General features: G+C 62.3%; 12 protein-coding genes. 11 read left to right on the top strand and 1 reads right to left on the bottom strand.

The features are described from left to right. The first annotated feature begins 123 nt into the window (after positions 1–123). The 5 genes from J4D25_RS11375 to J4D25_RS11355 all read left to right on the top strand — a co-directional run bounded on the left by J4D25_RS11375 (position 124) and on the right by J4D25_RS11355 (position 6,022). Positions 124–1,569, top strand: coding sequence for a SulP family inorganic anion transporter (locus tag J4D25_RS11375; protein WP_057716510.1), 1,446 nt, complete (start codon positions 124–126; stop codon positions 1,567–1,569). A 185-nt stretch (positions 1,570–1,754) separates the two neighbouring features. Continuing rightward, positions 1,755–3,104, top strand: coding sequence for a gluconate:H+ symporter (locus J4D25_RS11370; protein WP_008047545.1), 1,350 nt, complete (start codon positions 1,755–1,757; stop codon positions 3,102–3,104). Between the two features lie 14 nt (positions 3,105–3,118). Beyond that, positions 3,119–3,979, top strand: coding sequence for a MurR/RpiR family transcriptional regulator (locus tag J4D25_RS11365; RefSeq protein WP_057716509.1), 861 nt, complete (start codon positions 3,119–3,121; stop codon positions 3,977–3,979). Between the two features lies 1 nt (position 3,980). Then, positions 3,981–5,438 carry a D-aminoacylase gene (locus J4D25_RS11360; protein WP_057716508.1) on the top strand — a complete coding sequence of 486 codons (1,458 nt, stop codon included), beginning with the start codon at positions 3,981–3,983 and terminating at the stop codon, positions 5,436–5,438. Between the two features lie 215 nt (positions 5,439–5,653). Continuing rightward, on the top strand, positions 5,654–6,022 hold the full coding sequence (locus tag J4D25_RS11355) for a glyoxalase superfamily protein (protein ID WP_057716507.1): 369 nt from the start codon (positions 5,654–5,656) through the stop codon (positions 6,020–6,022). A 26-nt stretch (positions 6,023–6,048) separates the two neighbouring features. Here J4D25_RS11355 and J4D25_RS11350 read toward each other — a convergent pair whose 3' ends face one another. After that, a complete protein-coding gene (locus J4D25_RS11350) occupies positions 6,049–7,077 on the bottom strand; it encodes an AraC family transcriptional regulator (RefSeq protein WP_057716506.1) in 1,029 nt (342 codons plus the stop codon). A gap of 210 nt (positions 7,078–7,287) precedes the next feature. On the opposite strand from J4D25_RS11350, the gene J4D25_RS11345 reads away from it, so the two are divergent. From J4D25_RS11345 to J4D25_RS11320, 6 genes are all read left to right on the top strand, one after another. Beyond that, positions 7,288–8,883 (top strand): FAD-binding oxidoreductase, encoded by a 1,596-nt coding sequence (locus J4D25_RS11345; protein ID WP_057716505.1) that lies wholly within the window; start codon positions 7,288–7,290, stop codon positions 8,881–8,883. Positions 8,884–8,888: 5 nt separating this feature from the next. Then, complete coding sequence (locus J4D25_RS11340) at positions 8,889–10,484, top strand: glycerol-3-phosphate dehydrogenase/oxidase (RefSeq protein WP_057716504.1); 1,596 nt, start codon at positions 8,889–8,891, stop codon at positions 10,482–10,484. Between the two features lie 20 nt (positions 10,485–10,504). Further along, positions 10,505–12,073 (top strand): FGGY-family carbohydrate kinase, encoded by a 1,569-nt coding sequence (locus J4D25_RS11335; protein ID WP_057716503.1) that lies wholly within the window; start codon positions 10,505–10,507, stop codon positions 12,071–12,073. Between the two features lie 239 nt (positions 12,074–12,312). Then, on the top strand, positions 12,313–13,602 hold the full coding sequence (locus J4D25_RS11330; protein ID WP_057716502.1) for a hypothetical protein: 1,290 nt from the start codon (positions 12,313–12,315) through the stop codon (positions 13,600–13,602). A gap of 60 nt (positions 13,603–13,662) precedes the next feature. After that, the gene (locus J4D25_RS11325; RefSeq protein WP_191622245.1) at positions 13,663–15,618 is read left to right on the top strand and encodes a DUF1302 domain-containing protein; all 1,956 of its coding nucleotides are present in this window, start codon (positions 13,663–13,665) and stop codon (positions 15,616–15,618) included. A 134-nt stretch (positions 15,619–15,752) separates the two neighbouring features. Continuing rightward, positions 15,753–17,126, top strand: a complete 1,374-nt coding sequence (locus tag J4D25_RS11320; RefSeq protein WP_057716500.1) for a DUF1329 domain-containing protein — start codon at positions 15,753–15,755, stop codon at positions 17,124–17,126. Position 17,127: the final 1 nt, after the last annotated feature.

The following is a 17,127-nucleotide window of genomic DNA, read 5'->3' as shown; positions in this document are numbered from 1 at the left end:
CAAAACTTGTGGGAGCGAGCTTGCTCGCGATGGCGTTTGCGCAGGCACAACAACTGGTCGGTCTGACTGCATTTCCGTAACATCCGCACACTCTTTTTCGTCTCTCCCTGTGTGCGGTTCCCAATGAAAGCAAAACGTCTACGCGCCGATGTCCTGGCGGGGCTTACCACTTCCTTCGCCCTGTTGCCCGAGTGCATCGCTTTTGCGCTGGTGGCCCATCTCAATCCGTTGATGGGGCTCTATGGCGCGTTCATCATTTGCACCCTGACCGCGCTGTTCGGTGGGCGACCGGGCATGGTGTCCGGCGCGGCAGGCTCGATGGCCGTGGTGATCGTCGCGCTGGTGGTGCAACACGGTGTGCAGTATCTGCTGGCCACGGTGTTGCTGGGCGGGTTGATCATGATCGCGTTCGGGCTGCTCAAGCTCGGCAAGCTGGTGCGCATGGTGCCGTACCCGGTGATGCTCGGTTTCGTCAACGGCCTGGCGATTGTCATTGCCCTGGCGCAACTGGAGCACTTCAAGAACGGTGAGGCCTGGTTGAGCGGTACGCCGCTGTACATGATGCTCGGGCTGGTCGCGGTGACCATGGCCGTTGTCTATGTGATGCCGCGCCTGACCCGTACGGTGCCACCGGCGCTGGTGGCGATTCTCGGTGTGGGCCTGGCGGTGTATCTGCTTGGCCTGCCGACCCGCACCCTGGGCGACATGGCGCACATTGCCGGTGGCTTGCCGACGCTGGCGCTGCCGGACATTGCGTGGAACCTGGACACCCTGCGCATCATCGCGCCCTACGCGATCGTGATGGCGCTGGTCGGGTTGCTGGAAACCCTGTTGACCCTGAACCTCACCGACGAATTCACCGAAAGTCGTGGTTACCCGGATCGCGAGTGCGTGGCGCTGGGGGCGGCGAATCTGGTGTCCGGTGCGTTCGGCGGCATGGGCGGGTGCGCCATGATCGGCCAGACCGTGATCAACCTCAGCTCCGGCGGTCGCGGGCGTTTGTCCGGGGTGGTGGCGGGGGTGTCGATCCTGTTGTTCATCCTGTTTCTGTCGCCGCTTATCGAGCGCATTCCGCTGGCCGCGCTGGTGGGGGTGATGTTCGTGGTGTCGCAACAGACCTTCGCCTGGGCTTCGTTGCGGGTGCTGAACAAGGTGCCGTTGAACGACGTGCTGGTGATCATCGCGGTGACGGTGATTACCGTTTTCACCGATCTGGCAATGGCAGTGCTCTGCGGGATCATCATCGCGGCGCTCAATTTCGCCTGGCAGCAGGCCCGGCAGCTGTACGCCGACAGTCATCTGGAAACCGACGGCAGCAAGCTGTACCGGGTGCATGGCACGCTGTTCTTCGCCTCGACCACACCCTTCCTCAATCAGTTCGATCCGGCCAATGACCCGGCGCAAGTGACACTTGATTGCCAGCACCTGAGCTTTGTCGACTACTCGGCCATCGCTGCACTGGGCACCTTGCGCGAGCGCTACACCAAGGCTGGCAAGCACCTGCGGGTGCTGCATTTGTCCGAGCGTTGCAAGAAATTGCTCAAGCGTGCCCGGATGCAGCACGACTGAAATCAAACAGGCAGGCGCGATGAAAATCCGCCTGCCTGATTTTCATTAATTGCGACAACTCATACCTCTGCGCGACACGCCTTACCTCTACACGAAAATTACTTTCACCTCGTTTGAAAATCACCTTCCGAAATGTTTTAAGAGTTTCACAAATATTTCGACGTGACCCTCTCGAGGAGTACCGCATGACCCTGTCCTTCGGCTATTGGCTGCTGGTGTATGCCGCCATCGCCATCATTGCACTGATCGTTCTGATCGCCCGTTACCGGCTCAACCCGTTCATTGTCATCACCCTGATTTCCATCGGCCTGGCGCTGGTGGCGGGCATGCCACCGTCGGGTGTGGTGGGGGCGTACGAGGCCGGGGTCGGCAAGACCCTGGGGCACATTGCGCTGGTGGTGGCGCTGGGCACCATGCTCGGCAAGATGATGGCCGAGTCCGGTGGCGCCGAGCAGGTGGCGCGGACCTTGATCGACCGCTTTGGCGAGAAGAACGCGCATTGGGCGATGGTGACCATCGCGTTTCTGGTGGGGTTGCCGCTGTTCTTCGAAGTCGGGTTCGTCTTGCTGGTGCCGATTGCCTTTACCGTGGCGCGGCGCGTGGGCGTCTCGATCCTGATGGTCGGCTTGCCGATGGTCGCCGGGCTTTCGGTGGTGCATGCGCTGGTACCGCCGCACCCGGCGGCGATGCTGGCGGTGCAGGTGTATCAGGCGTCGGTGGGGCAGACCTTGATGTACGCGATCCTGATCGGCATTCCGACGGCGATCATCGCAGGTCCGTTGTACGCCAAATTCATCGTGCCGCGCATTCAGTTGCCGGCGGAAAACCCGCTGGAACGCCAGTTCCTGGAGCGTGAACCGCGCGACAGCCTGCCGGGTTTCGGCATTACCATGGCGACCATCCTGTTGCCGGTGGTGCTGATGCTGATCGGTGGCTGGGCCAATCTGATTTCTACGCCGGGTAGTGGTTTCAATCAGTTCCTGCTGTTCATCGGCAACTCGGTGATCGCGCTGTTGCTGGCCACCTTGTTGAGTTTCTGGACCCTCGGCCTGGCCCAGGGCTTCAACCGTGAATCGATCCTCAAGTTCACCAATGAATGCCTGGCACCGACTGCGAGCATCACCTTGCTGGTAGGCGCCGGCGGTGGTTTGAACCGGATTCTGGTGGACGCCGGCGTCACCGACCAGATCGTCGGCCTGGCCCACGAATTTCATTTGTCGCCGCTGTTGATGGGCTGGCTGTTTGCCGCGTTGATGCGTATCGCCACCGGTTCTGCCACTGTGGCCATGACCACCGCTTCAGGCGTGGTCGCGCCAGTGGCCATTGGTCTGGGTTATCCCCATCCGGAGTTGCTGGTGCTGGCGACTGGCGCCGGGTCGGTTATCTTTTCCCACGTCAACGACGGTGGTTTCTGGTTGATCAAGGAATACTTCAACATGACCGTTACCCAAACCTTCAAGACCTGGACCGTGCTCGAGACGTTGATCTCGGTCGTCGCCTTCGGCCTGACCGTTGGCCTTTCTTACCTGATTTAGCCGGAGCCACTTGCATGGATATCCTCTACCAGATCCGCGCCCGTCAGGACTCCTTCAGCGCCGGTGAAGGGCGTATCGCCCGCCTGATGCTCGACGACGTAGGATTTGCCGCCTCCGCCAGTCTTGATGAGCTGGCGCTGCGGGCGGAGGTCAGCAGCGCCACGCTGTCGCGGTTCGCCCGTACGGTCGGCTGCAAGGACCTGCGTGACTTGCGCTTGCAACTGGCCCAGGCCAGCGGCGTCGGCAGCCGGTTTCTCGACCCGGCGGGCACGCCCGAGCAGTCGGCGTTCTACGGGCAGATCGTGGGCGACATCGAGTCGACCTTGCGCCAGCACCTGGCCGCGTTCGATGAGTCGCATTTCGCTGATGCGGCGAAACTGCTGGGCAAGGCGCGCATGATCCACGCTTTCGGCATGGGTGGCTGCTCGACCCTGTGCAGCGATGAACTGCAAGTGCGCCTGGTGCGCCTCGGCTATCCGATTGCGGTGTGCCACGATGCGGTGATGATGCGCGTCACCGCCGCCAGCCTCAGCGCTGAACACGTGGTGATTGTCTGCTCGCTGACCGGGATCACCCCGGAGCTGATTGAAACGGTGGAGCTGGCGCGCAACTATGGCGCAGGCATTCTGGCCATCACCCGGGCAGATTCGCCCCTGGCGCAACTGGCCGACATCGTCCTGCCCCTGCAAAGCGCCGAAACCTCGTTCATCTACAAACCCACGGCAGCGCGCTACGGCATGTTGCTGGCCATCGATGTGCTCGCCACCGAGCTGGCCCTGGCCAATCCTGAAGACAATCAAGAACGTCTGCGGCGGATCAAACTCGCCCTCGACGAATACCGCGGCGGCGACGATCACTTGCCGCTGGGAGACTGACATGCAGTACGACACGCTGATTCGCAACGCCCTGATCATCGACGGCAGCAACAGCCCTGGATACCCCGCCGACGTGGCCATTCTCAACGGGCGCATCGAGCGTATCGGCGACTTGCGCGATGCCCGTGCCTGCGAGGAAATCGACGCGCAGGGCCATGTGCTGGCGCCGGGTTTCATCGACGTGCACACCCATGACGACACCGTGGTGATTCGTCAGCCGCAGATGCTGCCCAAGCTCAGCCAAGGCGTGACCACGGTCATCGTCGGCAACTGCGGGATCAGTGCCTCGCCAGTGAGCTTGCGCGGTGATCCGCCGGACCCGATGAACCTGCTGGGCACGGCCGCTGCGTTCGTTTATCCGACCTTCCGCGACTACCGCGTGGCCGTCGAAGCGGCGAACACCACGTTGAACGTTGCCGCGCTGGTCGGTCATACGGCGTTGCGCAGCAATCATCTGGACGACCTGTTTCGCACCGCCACGGCCGATGAAATCAGCGCCATGCGCGAGCAACTGCGCGAAAGCCTCGAGGCCGGTGCCCTTGGCCTGTCTACCGGCCTTGCCTATGCCAGTGCCTTCTCGGCATCGACCGATGAAGTGATGCAACTGACCGAAGAATTGACCGCGTTCGGGGCGGTCTATACCACCCATTTGCGCAGCGAATTCGAACCGGTGCTGGAGGCCATGGACGAGGCGTACCGGATCGGGCGCCATGCGCAAAGCCCGGTGATCATCTCTCACCTCAAATGCGCCGGCGCCGGTAACTGGGGGCGCAGTCCGCAGTTGCTGGCATCCCTTGAAGAGGCAGCGAAGACCCACCCGGTGGGTTGCGACTGTTATCCCTACGCCGCGAGCTCTTCGACCCTGGACCTCAAGCAGGTGACCGATGCTCACCGCATCACCATCACCTGGTCGACCCCGCATCCGCAGATGGGCGGTCGCGACCTGATGGACATCGCCGCCGAATGGAATCTGCCGTTGCTGGAGGCCGCTCGCCAACTGCAACCGGCCGGTGCGGTGTACTACGGAATGGATGAGGCGGATGTCCGTCGGATCCTCGCGCATCCGCTGTCGATGGTCGGCTCCGACGGCTTGCCGGAAGATCCGTTTCCGCACCCACGCTTGTGGGGTGCATTCCCTCGGGTGCTCGGACATTTCAGCCGCGACGTGGGACTGTTCCCGCTGCACACCGCCGTGCACAAAATGACCGGGCTGTCGGCGGCGCGCTTCGGCTTGAAGGCGCGCGGTGAAATACGCGAAGGCCATTGGGCGGACCTGGTGTTGTTCGACCCGGCGACCATTCGTGATGTCGCCGACTTCAACGACCCACAGCGGGCGGCGGAGGGCATTGAAGGGGTATGGATCAACGGTGTGTTGAGTTACCGTGATGGCCAGGCCAACGGGCGCAGGGAAGGACGGTTTCTGGCCCGGGAAGGGGATTTGCGCACGGGTTTTCAGTGAGTTTCGAGGACTGCGTCACAGTGATGGCACTTTGAGGCTAAAGAATGGCATTTCCGCGCCGAAGGACTGTTATCAAACCCGACAACCTAACGCTGTTCAATCATGTAGGAGCGAGCCTGCTCGCGATGGAGTCAAAGGCGCCGCGTTTAGCCAGTCAAAACGCGTTATCGTTAACGACCATCGCGAGCAGGCTCGCTCCTACAGGGAGCAATCCGATGAGCTTCGGCAAAACAACTCCGATCCTGCGTATTTTCGACGAAGCCAAGGCAGTGGAGTTCTACGTCGATTTCCTGGGGTTCAAGATCGACTGGCAACATCGATTCGAAGCGAATTACCCGCTGTACCTGCAAATCTCCCGTGGCGAATGTGTGCTGCACTTGTCCGAACACCATGGCGACAGCACGCCGGGGTCTGCGCTGCGGATCGAGACGGATGAGCTGGAGAAGTTTCAGCAGCAACTGTTGGCCAGGCAATACAGGTTTTCCCATCCGCAGATTCAGGCCATGCCCTGGGGCAGCCAGGACATGACCATCGCCGACCCGTTCGGCAATCGGTTGGTGTTCACCAACGCGATCAGCCTCTGAGCCTTCAGCCCCTCAGGTTTAAGCCTTCAGCCTTCGTTCGGCACCCGGTGGGTTTGGCGAAACTCGCCGGGCGGCATCCCGCGTCGGCTTTTGAACGTGCGGTGAAACGAGCGGGGTTCAGTGAAACCCAGGTACTGGGCGATGTCCTGGATCGGCAGGGTGCTGTTGAGCAGGTAATGCTCGGCCAGCTCCTGGCGCAGGTCATCGAGGATCTGCTGGTACGACGTACCGGCCTGATGCAGCTGGCGTTGCAGCGTGCGCACTGACACCGCGAGATGCTCGGCCACCTGCTCCTTGCGCGGCAGACCTTCCTTGAGCAATTTTCGCAGGATGCTTTTGACCCGCTGTTCCAGCGAAGCGTCCTCCAGTGTGGCCATCAACCCCTGGGCATGTTCTTCCAGGGTGCGCAGCAATTGCGCATCGGCCTGGCGCAATGGCAACTGCAAATACGGCAATGGGACAATCAGCGCCGAATAAGGCTGGTCGAACAGTACCGGGCAGTCGAAGAACTGCTCGTACTGTGCCAGCGTCGTGTCGGCCGGACAGGCATGTTCCAGCCAGACGGCAGCCGGTGACATTTGCGTGTCGGCGATCCAGCGCGCGTATTGCAGCCAGGAACCGAGCACGTTTTCCACCAGGTGTCGGCGAATTCGCGGGCGTTGATGGCGGCATGTCCAGATCAGGTGCACGTCGCTGCCCTGCACCTCGGCGCGGCTGACGCCCATGTCTCCCACCAGCTTCTCGAACGGCATGATGCGGCTCATGGCGTCGCCCAGTGTCGCGCAGTTCATGGTGATGTAACCCAGCACGCTCCAGGAGTTGGGCAACACAAAACGTGCGGCGTTGAGACCGAACAACGCATCGCCCGAGTGTTCGCAGAAATAATCGAGCAGCCGTTCATGGGCTTCTCCCGGCAACCGCAGGCTGTTGTCACTCAACTGCTGTGCCTGCAACCCGGCAGCCGCCAACGCAGGCTCGATGGCCATGCCCAGTTGTTCGGCATGACGCAGGTATTTGAGCAGCGGTGGAACTGAAGTGAAGCCCAGGGATTGCATGATCGTATTCCTTTGATCAAGGCCCGCGTGCGCGGATGAATGCCCTGAAAGGTAATTTGAAACCACGGCTAAAGTAAATGGCTGACGCCTGCGCGACGTTTGACTCAATTGGCTACTCGAACTGGCCGGATGCGACCGTGACACTTTTCGGCGGCTGACTAGTATGGGGGCCTGAAATATCACTGATCAGAACCGCAAAAGGACACACGCATGCGACGCTGGAACGGCTGGGGAGATGCAACCACGGTGGTCGAACTGCCGGCCCAGGGCGCGAGTTTTCTCGCCCAGCGGGTGGGAGACGGTCGAGCGCTGCCCGATGCGACGCTTGAGACAGCATTGGCCCGCGTGCCCCCGTCGCGGTTGCAGCAACACTTCCTGTACAGCGTGGATGCCCAAGATCGTTTGCTGCATGCGCGAGGGCAGAGCCTGCCGGACTGGCTGGCGTTGCGTGAAGGCGCGTTGGGGAATTATCCCGACGCCGTGGCCTATCCCGTGAACGCTGAACAGATTCGCCGGTTACTGTTGCTCGCCCATGAACAGGACCTGTGCCTGATTCCTTATGGCGGTGGCACCTCGGTGGCCGGTCACATCAACCCGCCGAGTTCCGCGCGGCCGGTGGTGACAGTTTCCCTGGCCCGCATGAATCGCCTGCTGGACCTCGACGAACAGAGCCTGATGGCCACCTTCGGCCCTGGCACCAGCGGACCGCAGGTGGAAAGTCAGTTGCGCGCCCGTGGTTACACCCTGGGGCATTTCCCGCAATCGTGGGAGCTGTCGACCCTGGGTGGTTGGGTCGCCAGCCGCTCCAGTGGCCAGCAGTCGCTGCGCTATGGGCGGATCGAGCAACTGTTCGCCGGCGGGACCCTGGAAACCTTTGCCGGACCTTTGGAAATTCCATCTTTTCCGGCTTCGGCGGCCGGGCCCGATCTGCGCGAGGTGGTGTTGGGCTGTGAGGGCCGCTTCGGGATCATTTCCGAGGTGAAGGTACGGGTCAGCGCTCTGCCCGCCGATGAGCGTTTCTATGGTGTGTTTCTGCCCGATTGGCCCAAGGCGCTGCAAGCCATCCGCCAGTTGGCCCAGGCGCGGGTACCGCTGTCGATGCTGCGTCTGTCCAACGCGGTGGAAACCGAAACCCAGCTGGCGCTGGCCGGTCACCCGCAGCAGATCGCCTGGCTGGAAAAGTACCTGGCCCTGCGCGGCGCCGGTGCGGGCAAATGCCTGCTGACGTTCGGTGTTACCGGCAATCGTCGACAAAATGCGCTGTCCCTGCGCCAGGCCCGGCAGCACCTCAAGGCGTTCGGCGGGGTGTTTACCGGCACCTTGCTCGGCAAGAAGTGGGCGCAGAACCGTTTTCGTTTTCCCTACCTGCGGGAAAACCTGTGGAACGCCGGTTACGTGGTGGACACCCTGGAAACCGCCACTGACTGGAGCAACGTCGATAACCTGCTCACGCTGATCGAAAACAGCCTGCGCGACGCCTTGGCTGCCGAAGGCGAGCGGGTGCATGTCTTCACCCACCTTTCCCATGTCTATGGCGAAGGATCGAGCATCTACACCACCTATGTGTTTCGCCCGGCGGCCGACTACCCCGCCACCCTGGCGCGCTGGCAGGCGCTCAAGCAGGCGGCCAGCCAGACCATCGTCGACAACCACGGCACCATCAGTCACCAGCATGGCGTGGGCAAGGACCACGCGCCGTACCTGCGGCGGGAGAAGGGCGCGCTGGCGATGGACACCCTGCAGGCACTGAGTCGGCATTTCGATCCGGCCGGGCGACTGAACCCTGGCACGCTGTTGCAGGAGTGACGGCCATGAGCCTGGACTGGAACGCGGCGTGGCGACAGCGAGTGCTGCCGACGCTGGCGGATGAAACCTGGGACCTGATCGTCATCGGTGGCGGCATCAGCGGCGCCGGCATCCTGCGCGAAGCCGCGCGCCGCGGGTGGCGTTGCCTGCTGTTGGAGCAGCGCGATTTCGCCTGGGGCACCTCCAGCCGCTCCTCGAAAATGGTCCATGGCGGCTTGCGCTACATCGCCAAGGGCCAGTGGCGCCTGACCCGCGACTCAGTCCGCGAACGCCAGCGCCTGCTCGACGAGGCGCCGGGGCTGGTGGAGCCGATGAGTTTCATGATGCCGCATTACCGTGGCGGTTTTCCCGGACCACGGGTGCTGGGTGGTTTGTTGTCCATCTATGACGCATTGGCCGGGCGACGCAGCCATCACTTCCATGACGCGCAACAACTGCGTTATCTGGCGCCCGGGGTGAAGGAAGATGACCTGCTGGGCGGCACCTGTTTTGTCGATGCGCTGACCGATGATGCCCGTCTGGTGATGCGCGTATTGGGCGAGGCCCGGGCCGACGGCGCCGTGGTGCTCAACGGCGTGCGCGTGCAGCAATTGCTGCGTGAAGAGGGGCGCGTTTGCGGGGTTCAGGTCGAAGACTGCGAAGGGGGTGGGTTACTGACATTGCGTTGTGGTGCGCTGGCCGTGGCCACCGGCGCGTGGGCCGAGCGCTTGCGCCTGCCCGATGCCCCTCGCCAGTTGCGGCCGTTGCGTGGCAGTCATTTGCTGTTGCCGGGCTGGCGCCTTCCAGTGGCGCAAGCCTTCACCTTCCTGCACGAGCGCGACCGTCGACCGGTGTTCGTTTTCCCGTGGGAGGGTGCCACGGTGGTCGGCACCACGGACCTCGATCATCACGGCGATCTGGACCAGAGCGCGAGCATCAGCTTTGATGAGCTCGACTATCTGCTGGCGGCCTGCAGCCAACAGTTCCCCCAGGCCGAGGTGGTCGCCGCCGATGTGCTGTCGACCTGGTCGGGCGTGCGCCCGGTGGTGGGCAGTGCGGCGGGTGAGCATCAAGACAAGCCGTCGAATGAAACCCGTGAGCATGTGCTGTGGCAGGAGCCTGGTTGCGTGACCCTGGCCGGCGGCAAGCTGACCACCTTTCGCCCGCAGGCGATTGAAGTGCTCAAGGCCTGCGCAACCATGCTCGATCGTCCGTTCGTTGATGACGCCACGCCGGTGTTCGCCGCCGTGCCGCCGCTGGCGATACCGGGGCTCAGCGCCAACCGGTGGCGGCGCCTGGCCGGGCGGCATGGCCGTGACCTGCCGAGGCTGGCGCAACTGATCGCGGAACTCGGCCATGACACCGTCGGCGGCACTGACACCTTGTGGGCGGAGCTGGCCGTTGCCTGCGATGGGGAAATGGTCCTGCACCTGGATGACCTGTTGCTGCGCCGAACCCGCCTGGGCCTGTTGCTGCCGCGCGGTGGCGAGGATTATTTCGCTGCCATTCGCCAACTCTGCCAACCGCGACTGGGTTGGGACGATGAGCATTGGCAGCAGGAATTACAGCGTTATCGGGCGTTGTGGCAACGCCATCATGGTTTGCCGGATGCCGCGCATTGATGCCCATTGAAGAGAGCTCCATGGATAACCACCCGAACAAGCGTTACCTGTTGGCCATCGACAATGGCACCCAGAGCGTGCGCGCTCTGCTCTTCGACCTGCAGGGCAATCTGCTGGGCAAAGGCAAGGTCGAGTTGCAGGCCTATTACTCGACTCAACCCGGCTGGGCCGAACAGGACCCGGAGTATTACTGGGCAAAACTCGGTGAGGCCTGCCAGCAGTTGTGGGAGCAAACCGGCATCGATCGCTCACAGATCGCCGGTGTATCCCTGACCACCCAGCGCGGCACGGTGATCAACGTCGATGCCCAGGGCAAGGCGCTGCGCCCGGCGATCCTGTGGCTCGATCAACGCCAGGCCGAAGTCAAGGGTGGCATCAAGGGACCGTGGGGCTGGCTGTTCAAACTGGTCGGCGCGCAAGCCACAGTGGACTACTTTCGCGCCCAGGCCGAGGCCAACTGGATCGCCCGCCACCAGCCTGAGGTCTGGGCGGCGACCGACAAGTTTTTGCTGCTCTCGGGGTTTCTCACCCATCGCCTGTGTGGGCGCTTTGTCGATTCGGTGGGCTGTTGCGTCGGTTACCTGCCGTTCGACTTCAAGCGCTTGCGCTGGGCCGCCCCCTCCGACTGGAAATGGCAGGCGCTGGCGGTGCGCCCCGAACAACTGCCAAGCCTGCACAAGCCCGGTGAAACCCTCGGCTACATCAGCGCCGAGGCCAGCCGCCACACCGGCATTCCCGAGGGGCTGCCGCTGATTGCCGCGGGTGCCGACAAGGCCTGCGAAGTCGTGGGTTCCGGCGTCGTCGACCCAGGCACCGTGTGCCTTTCCTACGGCACCACGGCGACGATCACCAGCACCCGGTCGCGCTACCTGGAAATCGTCCCGTTGATTCCGCCTTACCCGTCCGCAGTGCCGGATCAATACAACTGCGAGGTGATGATCTATCGCGGCTACTGGATGGTCAGCTGGTTCAAGAACGAGTTCGGCCTGCGGGAAATGCAGCAGGCCAAAGCCCAGGGCGTGGAGCCCGAGCAACTCTTCGATGCGCTGGTCGACGCCGTGCCGCCGGGCTCCATGGGGTTGATGCTGCAACCCTACTGGTCGCCCGGTATCCGCGAGCCGGGTGTCGAAGCCAAGGGCGCGATGATCGGCTTCGGCGACGTGCATACCCGCGCACACATTTACCGGGCGATCCTCGAAGGTCTGGCGTATGCCTTGCGTCAGGGCATGGAGAAAATCGAGAAGCGTTCGAGGGTCTCCATCACGCGCTTGCGCGTTGCCGGAGGTGGCTCCCAGAGTGATGCCGCGATGCAACTCACGGCGAACATTTTCGGCCTGCCGGCCGAGCGTCCGCATGTCTACGAAGCGTCCGGCCTGGGCGCGGCCATTTGCTGCGCGGTGGGGCTGGGGCTGCACGCGGATTTCCCCACGGCGATGGCCGCCATGACCCGGGTCGGTGCGGTATTCATGCCGCAACCCGAGGCGCAGCAGATCTATGAGCGACTGTACAAAGAGGTTTACCTGCGCATGTATCGACAGCTCAAGCCGTTGTACCAGAGCATCCGCAAAATCACTGGTTACCCCGCTTAGGAAAACACCCGGGAACCCTGTGGGAGCGAGCTTGCTCGCGATAGCGGTGTGTCAGTCAAAGTAACTGTTGGCTGACCCACCGCTATCGCGAGCAGGCTCACTCCTACAATGTCCGGGGGTGATTTCATGTCACCTCATGTGGCGCTATCGGAGACCTTTTCTGGTGAGATTGGACAGTGTCAGGGGCAGGGTCGGTTGTTAGGCTCAACCCCCACAGCACATCCAATAAGAACCAAGCAATGAAGCTGACATTCCTCCTGTTGCTGCTTTGTGCAACGGCCCCCACAGCCTGGGGCTGGTCGAACCATACGGTGGGCAGCTACCTGGCGTTGCAGGATTTGCCGGCCTTGCGTGATGCACCGCAGGTCGAAGTCGAGCCGCTGGAACAGTTTCTTTCGCAGCAATACCAAGCCGTGAGTGCGCTGCTCGATGAGCAGGAGCGCTTCGCCCGCGAGCACTTCGCCCAATACCCGCCGCGCCCCGACAACCTGCGATTGCCTGTCGTGCCTGGGGACAATCTGCGCCACGACTTCCTCAGCGCACTGCGCATCAACCCCGGGATTCATCTGGCGATGGTCATCCAGCCGATGCCGGGCAAGGATCTGCCCGAGCGTGAACACCTCAAGACCGAACAAGTCATGGTGCAACAGACGCTTTCACCGTGGAATCGCCAGCGCTTCATCGTTGTCGCTGACCACGAACAAGTCGCGCCCCTGGCCGTGTTGGCCAGCGCTGCCGATGAGCCGGATTACGGCCACGACATCAACCTGTTCAGTGACAACCCCGGCGAAGTCGGCGCGTTGTACGGCTTCGGCCCGCAGCCTTTCGGCGACGCCCGGTTTCAGTACAGCTCCCAGGCGCCGTTCCATATGGGCTTTTTCCATGAAAGCCCGGTGGTGTACGCCGCTGCCGGGTTTCTTCAGCGCAGCTGGCCGGACTGGCGCGCCTACCAGTACATGGGCTTGGCGCGACTGGCGTTTGCCACTGGCCATTCTTATTGGGGCTATCGATTTCTCGGTTGGGGCCTGCACCACGTTCAGGATCTGACCCAGCCTTATCACGCCAAGCCGCTGCCCGGTGTCGAACTGGCGAGCCTGCTGGTGCTGGAAGGCAAGGCCCTGGCCGGCTTCGATGCGGACAAACATGCCGCCATCGAACGGGTCGCCACCCGACACATGGAAGTGGAGAAGTATCAGTCGATCTGGCTTCGTCGCCTGCTGCGTGCCGGCCATGCACACCCGATGCTCGACGCTTATACCGACTCTGCACAGGACGGCCGCTATCCGCCGTATTCAGTGAACTACCTGCGTGAAGTGGTGAGTGCCGAGTCCGTCGACGAATCCGCGGCGTTTGATGAAGCCATCGGCCAGTGGTTGGACACGGCACCGACCACCAGCGATTTCAGCAGCGGTAATCAGCTGCAGCGCGAAGACTTCGACCATCCGGCACTTAACCGGCAGCTGTTCAATCTGCTGGGAAATTTCGGCGCCCACAGCCGGATTTACGCCCGTGCGGGATTGGCACCATAGCCATCGCAGCCACATTTTCAGAACACAAAAACAATAAAACCAGGGAAAGAGGAACGGATCATGAGCACTCGATTTCGCCTGTCTGGCGCGGCGCTTCCCGGCGTGGGCCTGGCAGGGCTGCTGCAACTGTGCGCGGTCGACGGCGTGCAGGCCAAGGAGTTCAGCGTGCTGGACAACCAGATCACCGGTTCATTCGACAGTACCTTGTCCTATGGCCGCTTGTGGCGGGTCCAGGGCCGGGACAAAAACAACGACGACGTCAACACCAACGACGGCAATCGCAACTTCGACACCGGGCTGGTTTCCGAGGTGTACAAGATCACCTCGGAGCTCGAGGCCAACTATCAGAACTACGGGATGTTCGTGCGCGGCACCGCGTTCTATGACACGCAACTGATGGACAAGCGCAACGATTACTACCGCAACAACAACCCGTCGCAACCCAGCCAGAGTTTCCCGCAGGACGACCACTTCACTGACCAGACCCGCGATATCGCCGGCAGCCGGGTGGAGATGCTCGATGCCTACCTCTATGGCAACTGGGACGTTGCGCAGATGCCAGTCACGGCCCGTGTCGGGCGCCAGGTGTTCAACTGGGGTGAGGGGATTTTCTACCGTGGCGGGGTCAACACCACCAACCCGGTGGACGCGGCCAAATACCGTTTGCCCGGGGCTGAAGTCAAGGAAGTGCTGGTGCCGGTGGAAGCGCTGAGCTTCAACATCGGCCTGACCGACAGCCTGACCATGGAAAGCTTTTACCAGACGAACTGGAAGGAAACCCGCATCGACCCGGTCGGCACGTTCTACTCGCAGACGGACCTGTTCGCCGACGGCGGCAACACCGCCTACAACAACTTTACCGGTACCGCCCTGGACACCCCGGTGCCTGGCTTCGGCAACGTGATCGATCTGTACAGCGCGCTGGGCAACAACCCGCTGCTCAGCCAGGCCCTGAGCACCACCGGCCTGTACGCCAACGGGGTCACCCCGGCCTTTGGCAACACCGTCAAAGTGGCCTCGGTCGGCAAGGATTACAACGCGCGCAACGACGGCCAGTTCGGTTTCGCTTTTCGCTACATCGTAGAAGAGCTCAACAGCACCGAGTTCGGGTTGTACATGGTCAACTACCACGCCAAGGAACCGACCATTTCCGCCGATCTGGGTGGGTACAAGGGCATCGACATGAACGCCCTGACCAACCTGTTGGCCGGTGTTGCCGGCAGCCAGGCGGGGCAACTGGCCAACGGCCTGGCGACCATGGATGTGCTGGGCAATATTCAGGCGCATCGGCGCTACGCCGAAGACATCCGCATGTACGGCTTCAGTTTCAACACCACCCTGGGCCAGGCGTCGGTTTTCGGCGAAGTGGCCTATCGGCCGAACCTGCCCATCGGGGTCGCCGCCACCAACGACCTGATCGGCGACCTGGCCAACGGTGCCGCCGCAGCGGCAGGCGGCCAGACCATCAACATCGGCGGGCAGCAGGTCACGCTCGACAGCCAGATCAATAACGCCGAGCGGGTGGAAGCGTTCAACACGTCCATGGGCACCATTTACAACTTTGGCCCGAGCCTGTCATTCGACTCGATGTTCGGCGTATTCGAGCTGGCGTCCGAGCACCTGCGCGGCAGCAGCCTGCAATACACCGCGTATGACGGCAGTACCCGTTACTACGCTGGCACCGGTAACTTTTCCTATGTGTCCGGCGGCGAACGCAGCGATCAGGTCAACCGCAACTCCTACAGCTACACCGCGATGCTCAACGGCACCTGGAACGACGTGTATGCCGGGGTCAACGTCTCGCCTTATGTCGTCTACAAGGATGACTTCAAGGGCAACAGTTACCAGGCGGGCAACATCATCGAGGGCCGCAAGGCCTACACCCTGGGGATCAAGGCCAACTACCAGAACAAGCTGGAGGCCGAGCTGCAATACACCGAGTTCTACGGCGGTGGGCAGGACAACGGCCTGCGTGACCGCGACAACGTCGGCTTCAACCTCAAGTACTTCCTTTGATTGCTACACGCAGACCCATTGTGGGAGCGAGCCTGCTCGCGAAATGGGCGGCACATTCAACGCAGATGTCGCCTGAAAAACCGCATTCGCGAGCAAGCTCGCTCCCACAGGTTTTTGTACTTCGGAGAACGATCATGTTTCACACTTCACAACTGACCAAGACCACGCTGGCGCTGCTCCTGAGCCTGGCCGCCGGCAGCGCGCTGGCCGCGATCTCGCCCCAGCAGGCCGAGCAATTGAAGACCACGCTGACGCCGCTGGGGGCCGAGCGTGCCGGCAATGCGGCCGGGACCATTCCGGCCTGGAACGGCGGCATCACCCAGGCGCCGGCGGGCTACAAGCCGGGCCAGCATCACCTGGACCCGTACGCGGCGGACAAGCCCCTGTTCACCATCACCAAGACCAACCTTGAACAATACAAGGCCCACCTCAGCCCGGGTCAGATCGCACTGTTCAACAGCTACCCCGACACCTTCCAGATGCCGGTCTATCCCTCTCGCCGCTCGGGCGCGGCGCCGCAGTGGCTGTATGACAACACCTTGAAAAACGCGACCTCGGCCAAGCTGCTCGATGGCGGCACCGGTTTTGACGATGCCTATGGCGGTGTGCCGTTCCCGGTGCCCAAGGATGGCATCGAGGTGCTGTGGAACCACATCACCCGTTATCGCGGCATCTATGTGGTCCGTCGTGCCTCCGAAGCGCCGGTACAACGCAACGGCAGCTTCGCGCTCGTGACCTCGCAGCAGGAGGGACTCTTCAACTATTACCGCCCGAGCGGGCAGTTTGCCGACCTGAAAAACATCCTGTTCTATTACCTGGCGTTCGTGAAGAGCCCGGCCCGTCTGGCGGGCGGTGCGGCATTGGTTCACGAGACCCTGGACCAGCTCAAGGACCCGCGTCAGGCCTGGGTCTACGACGCGGGCCAGCGCCGTGTGCGCCGGGCGCCGAACCTCGCGTATGACACCCCGATCGCCTCATCCGACGGCCTGCGCACGGCGGACGATACGGACCTGTTCAACGGCTCGCCAGACCGCTACGACTGGAAGCTCAAGGGCAAGCAAGAGGTCTACATCCCCTATAACAATTACAAGGTCGGCAGCCCTGAGGTGAAGTACGAGCAGTTGCTCACACCGGGCCACCTCAACCCGCAATTCACCCGTTATGAGCTGCATCGGGTCTGGGTGGTCGAAGGCACGCTCAAGCCGGGCGCGCGGCATATCTATTCCAAGCGCGTGCTGTTTCTGGACGAGGACAGTTGGGGCGCCGCATTGGTGGATCAATATGACGGGCGTGGGGAGTTGTGGCGGGTGTCGATGGCCTACCTGAAAAACTTCTACGACCTGCCCACCACCTGGAGTGCGCTGGACGTATTCCATGACTTGCAGGCGCGTCGTTACTACGTGCAGAACCTGGATAACGAAGAGCCGGGCACAGTGGACTTTGCCCAGCCGGTACCCGAAGACGCGTACTTCATGCCGTCGGCATTGCGCCAGCGCGGGACGCGGTGAG

The organism is Pseudomonas sp. GW456-L13, assembly GCF_017350115.1.
Lineage (GTDB): Bacteria > Pseudomonadota > Gammaproteobacteria > Pseudomonadales > Pseudomonadaceae > Aquipseudomonas > Aquipseudomonas jessenii.
This window is presented reverse-complemented; position numbering and strand designations above follow the sequence as displayed.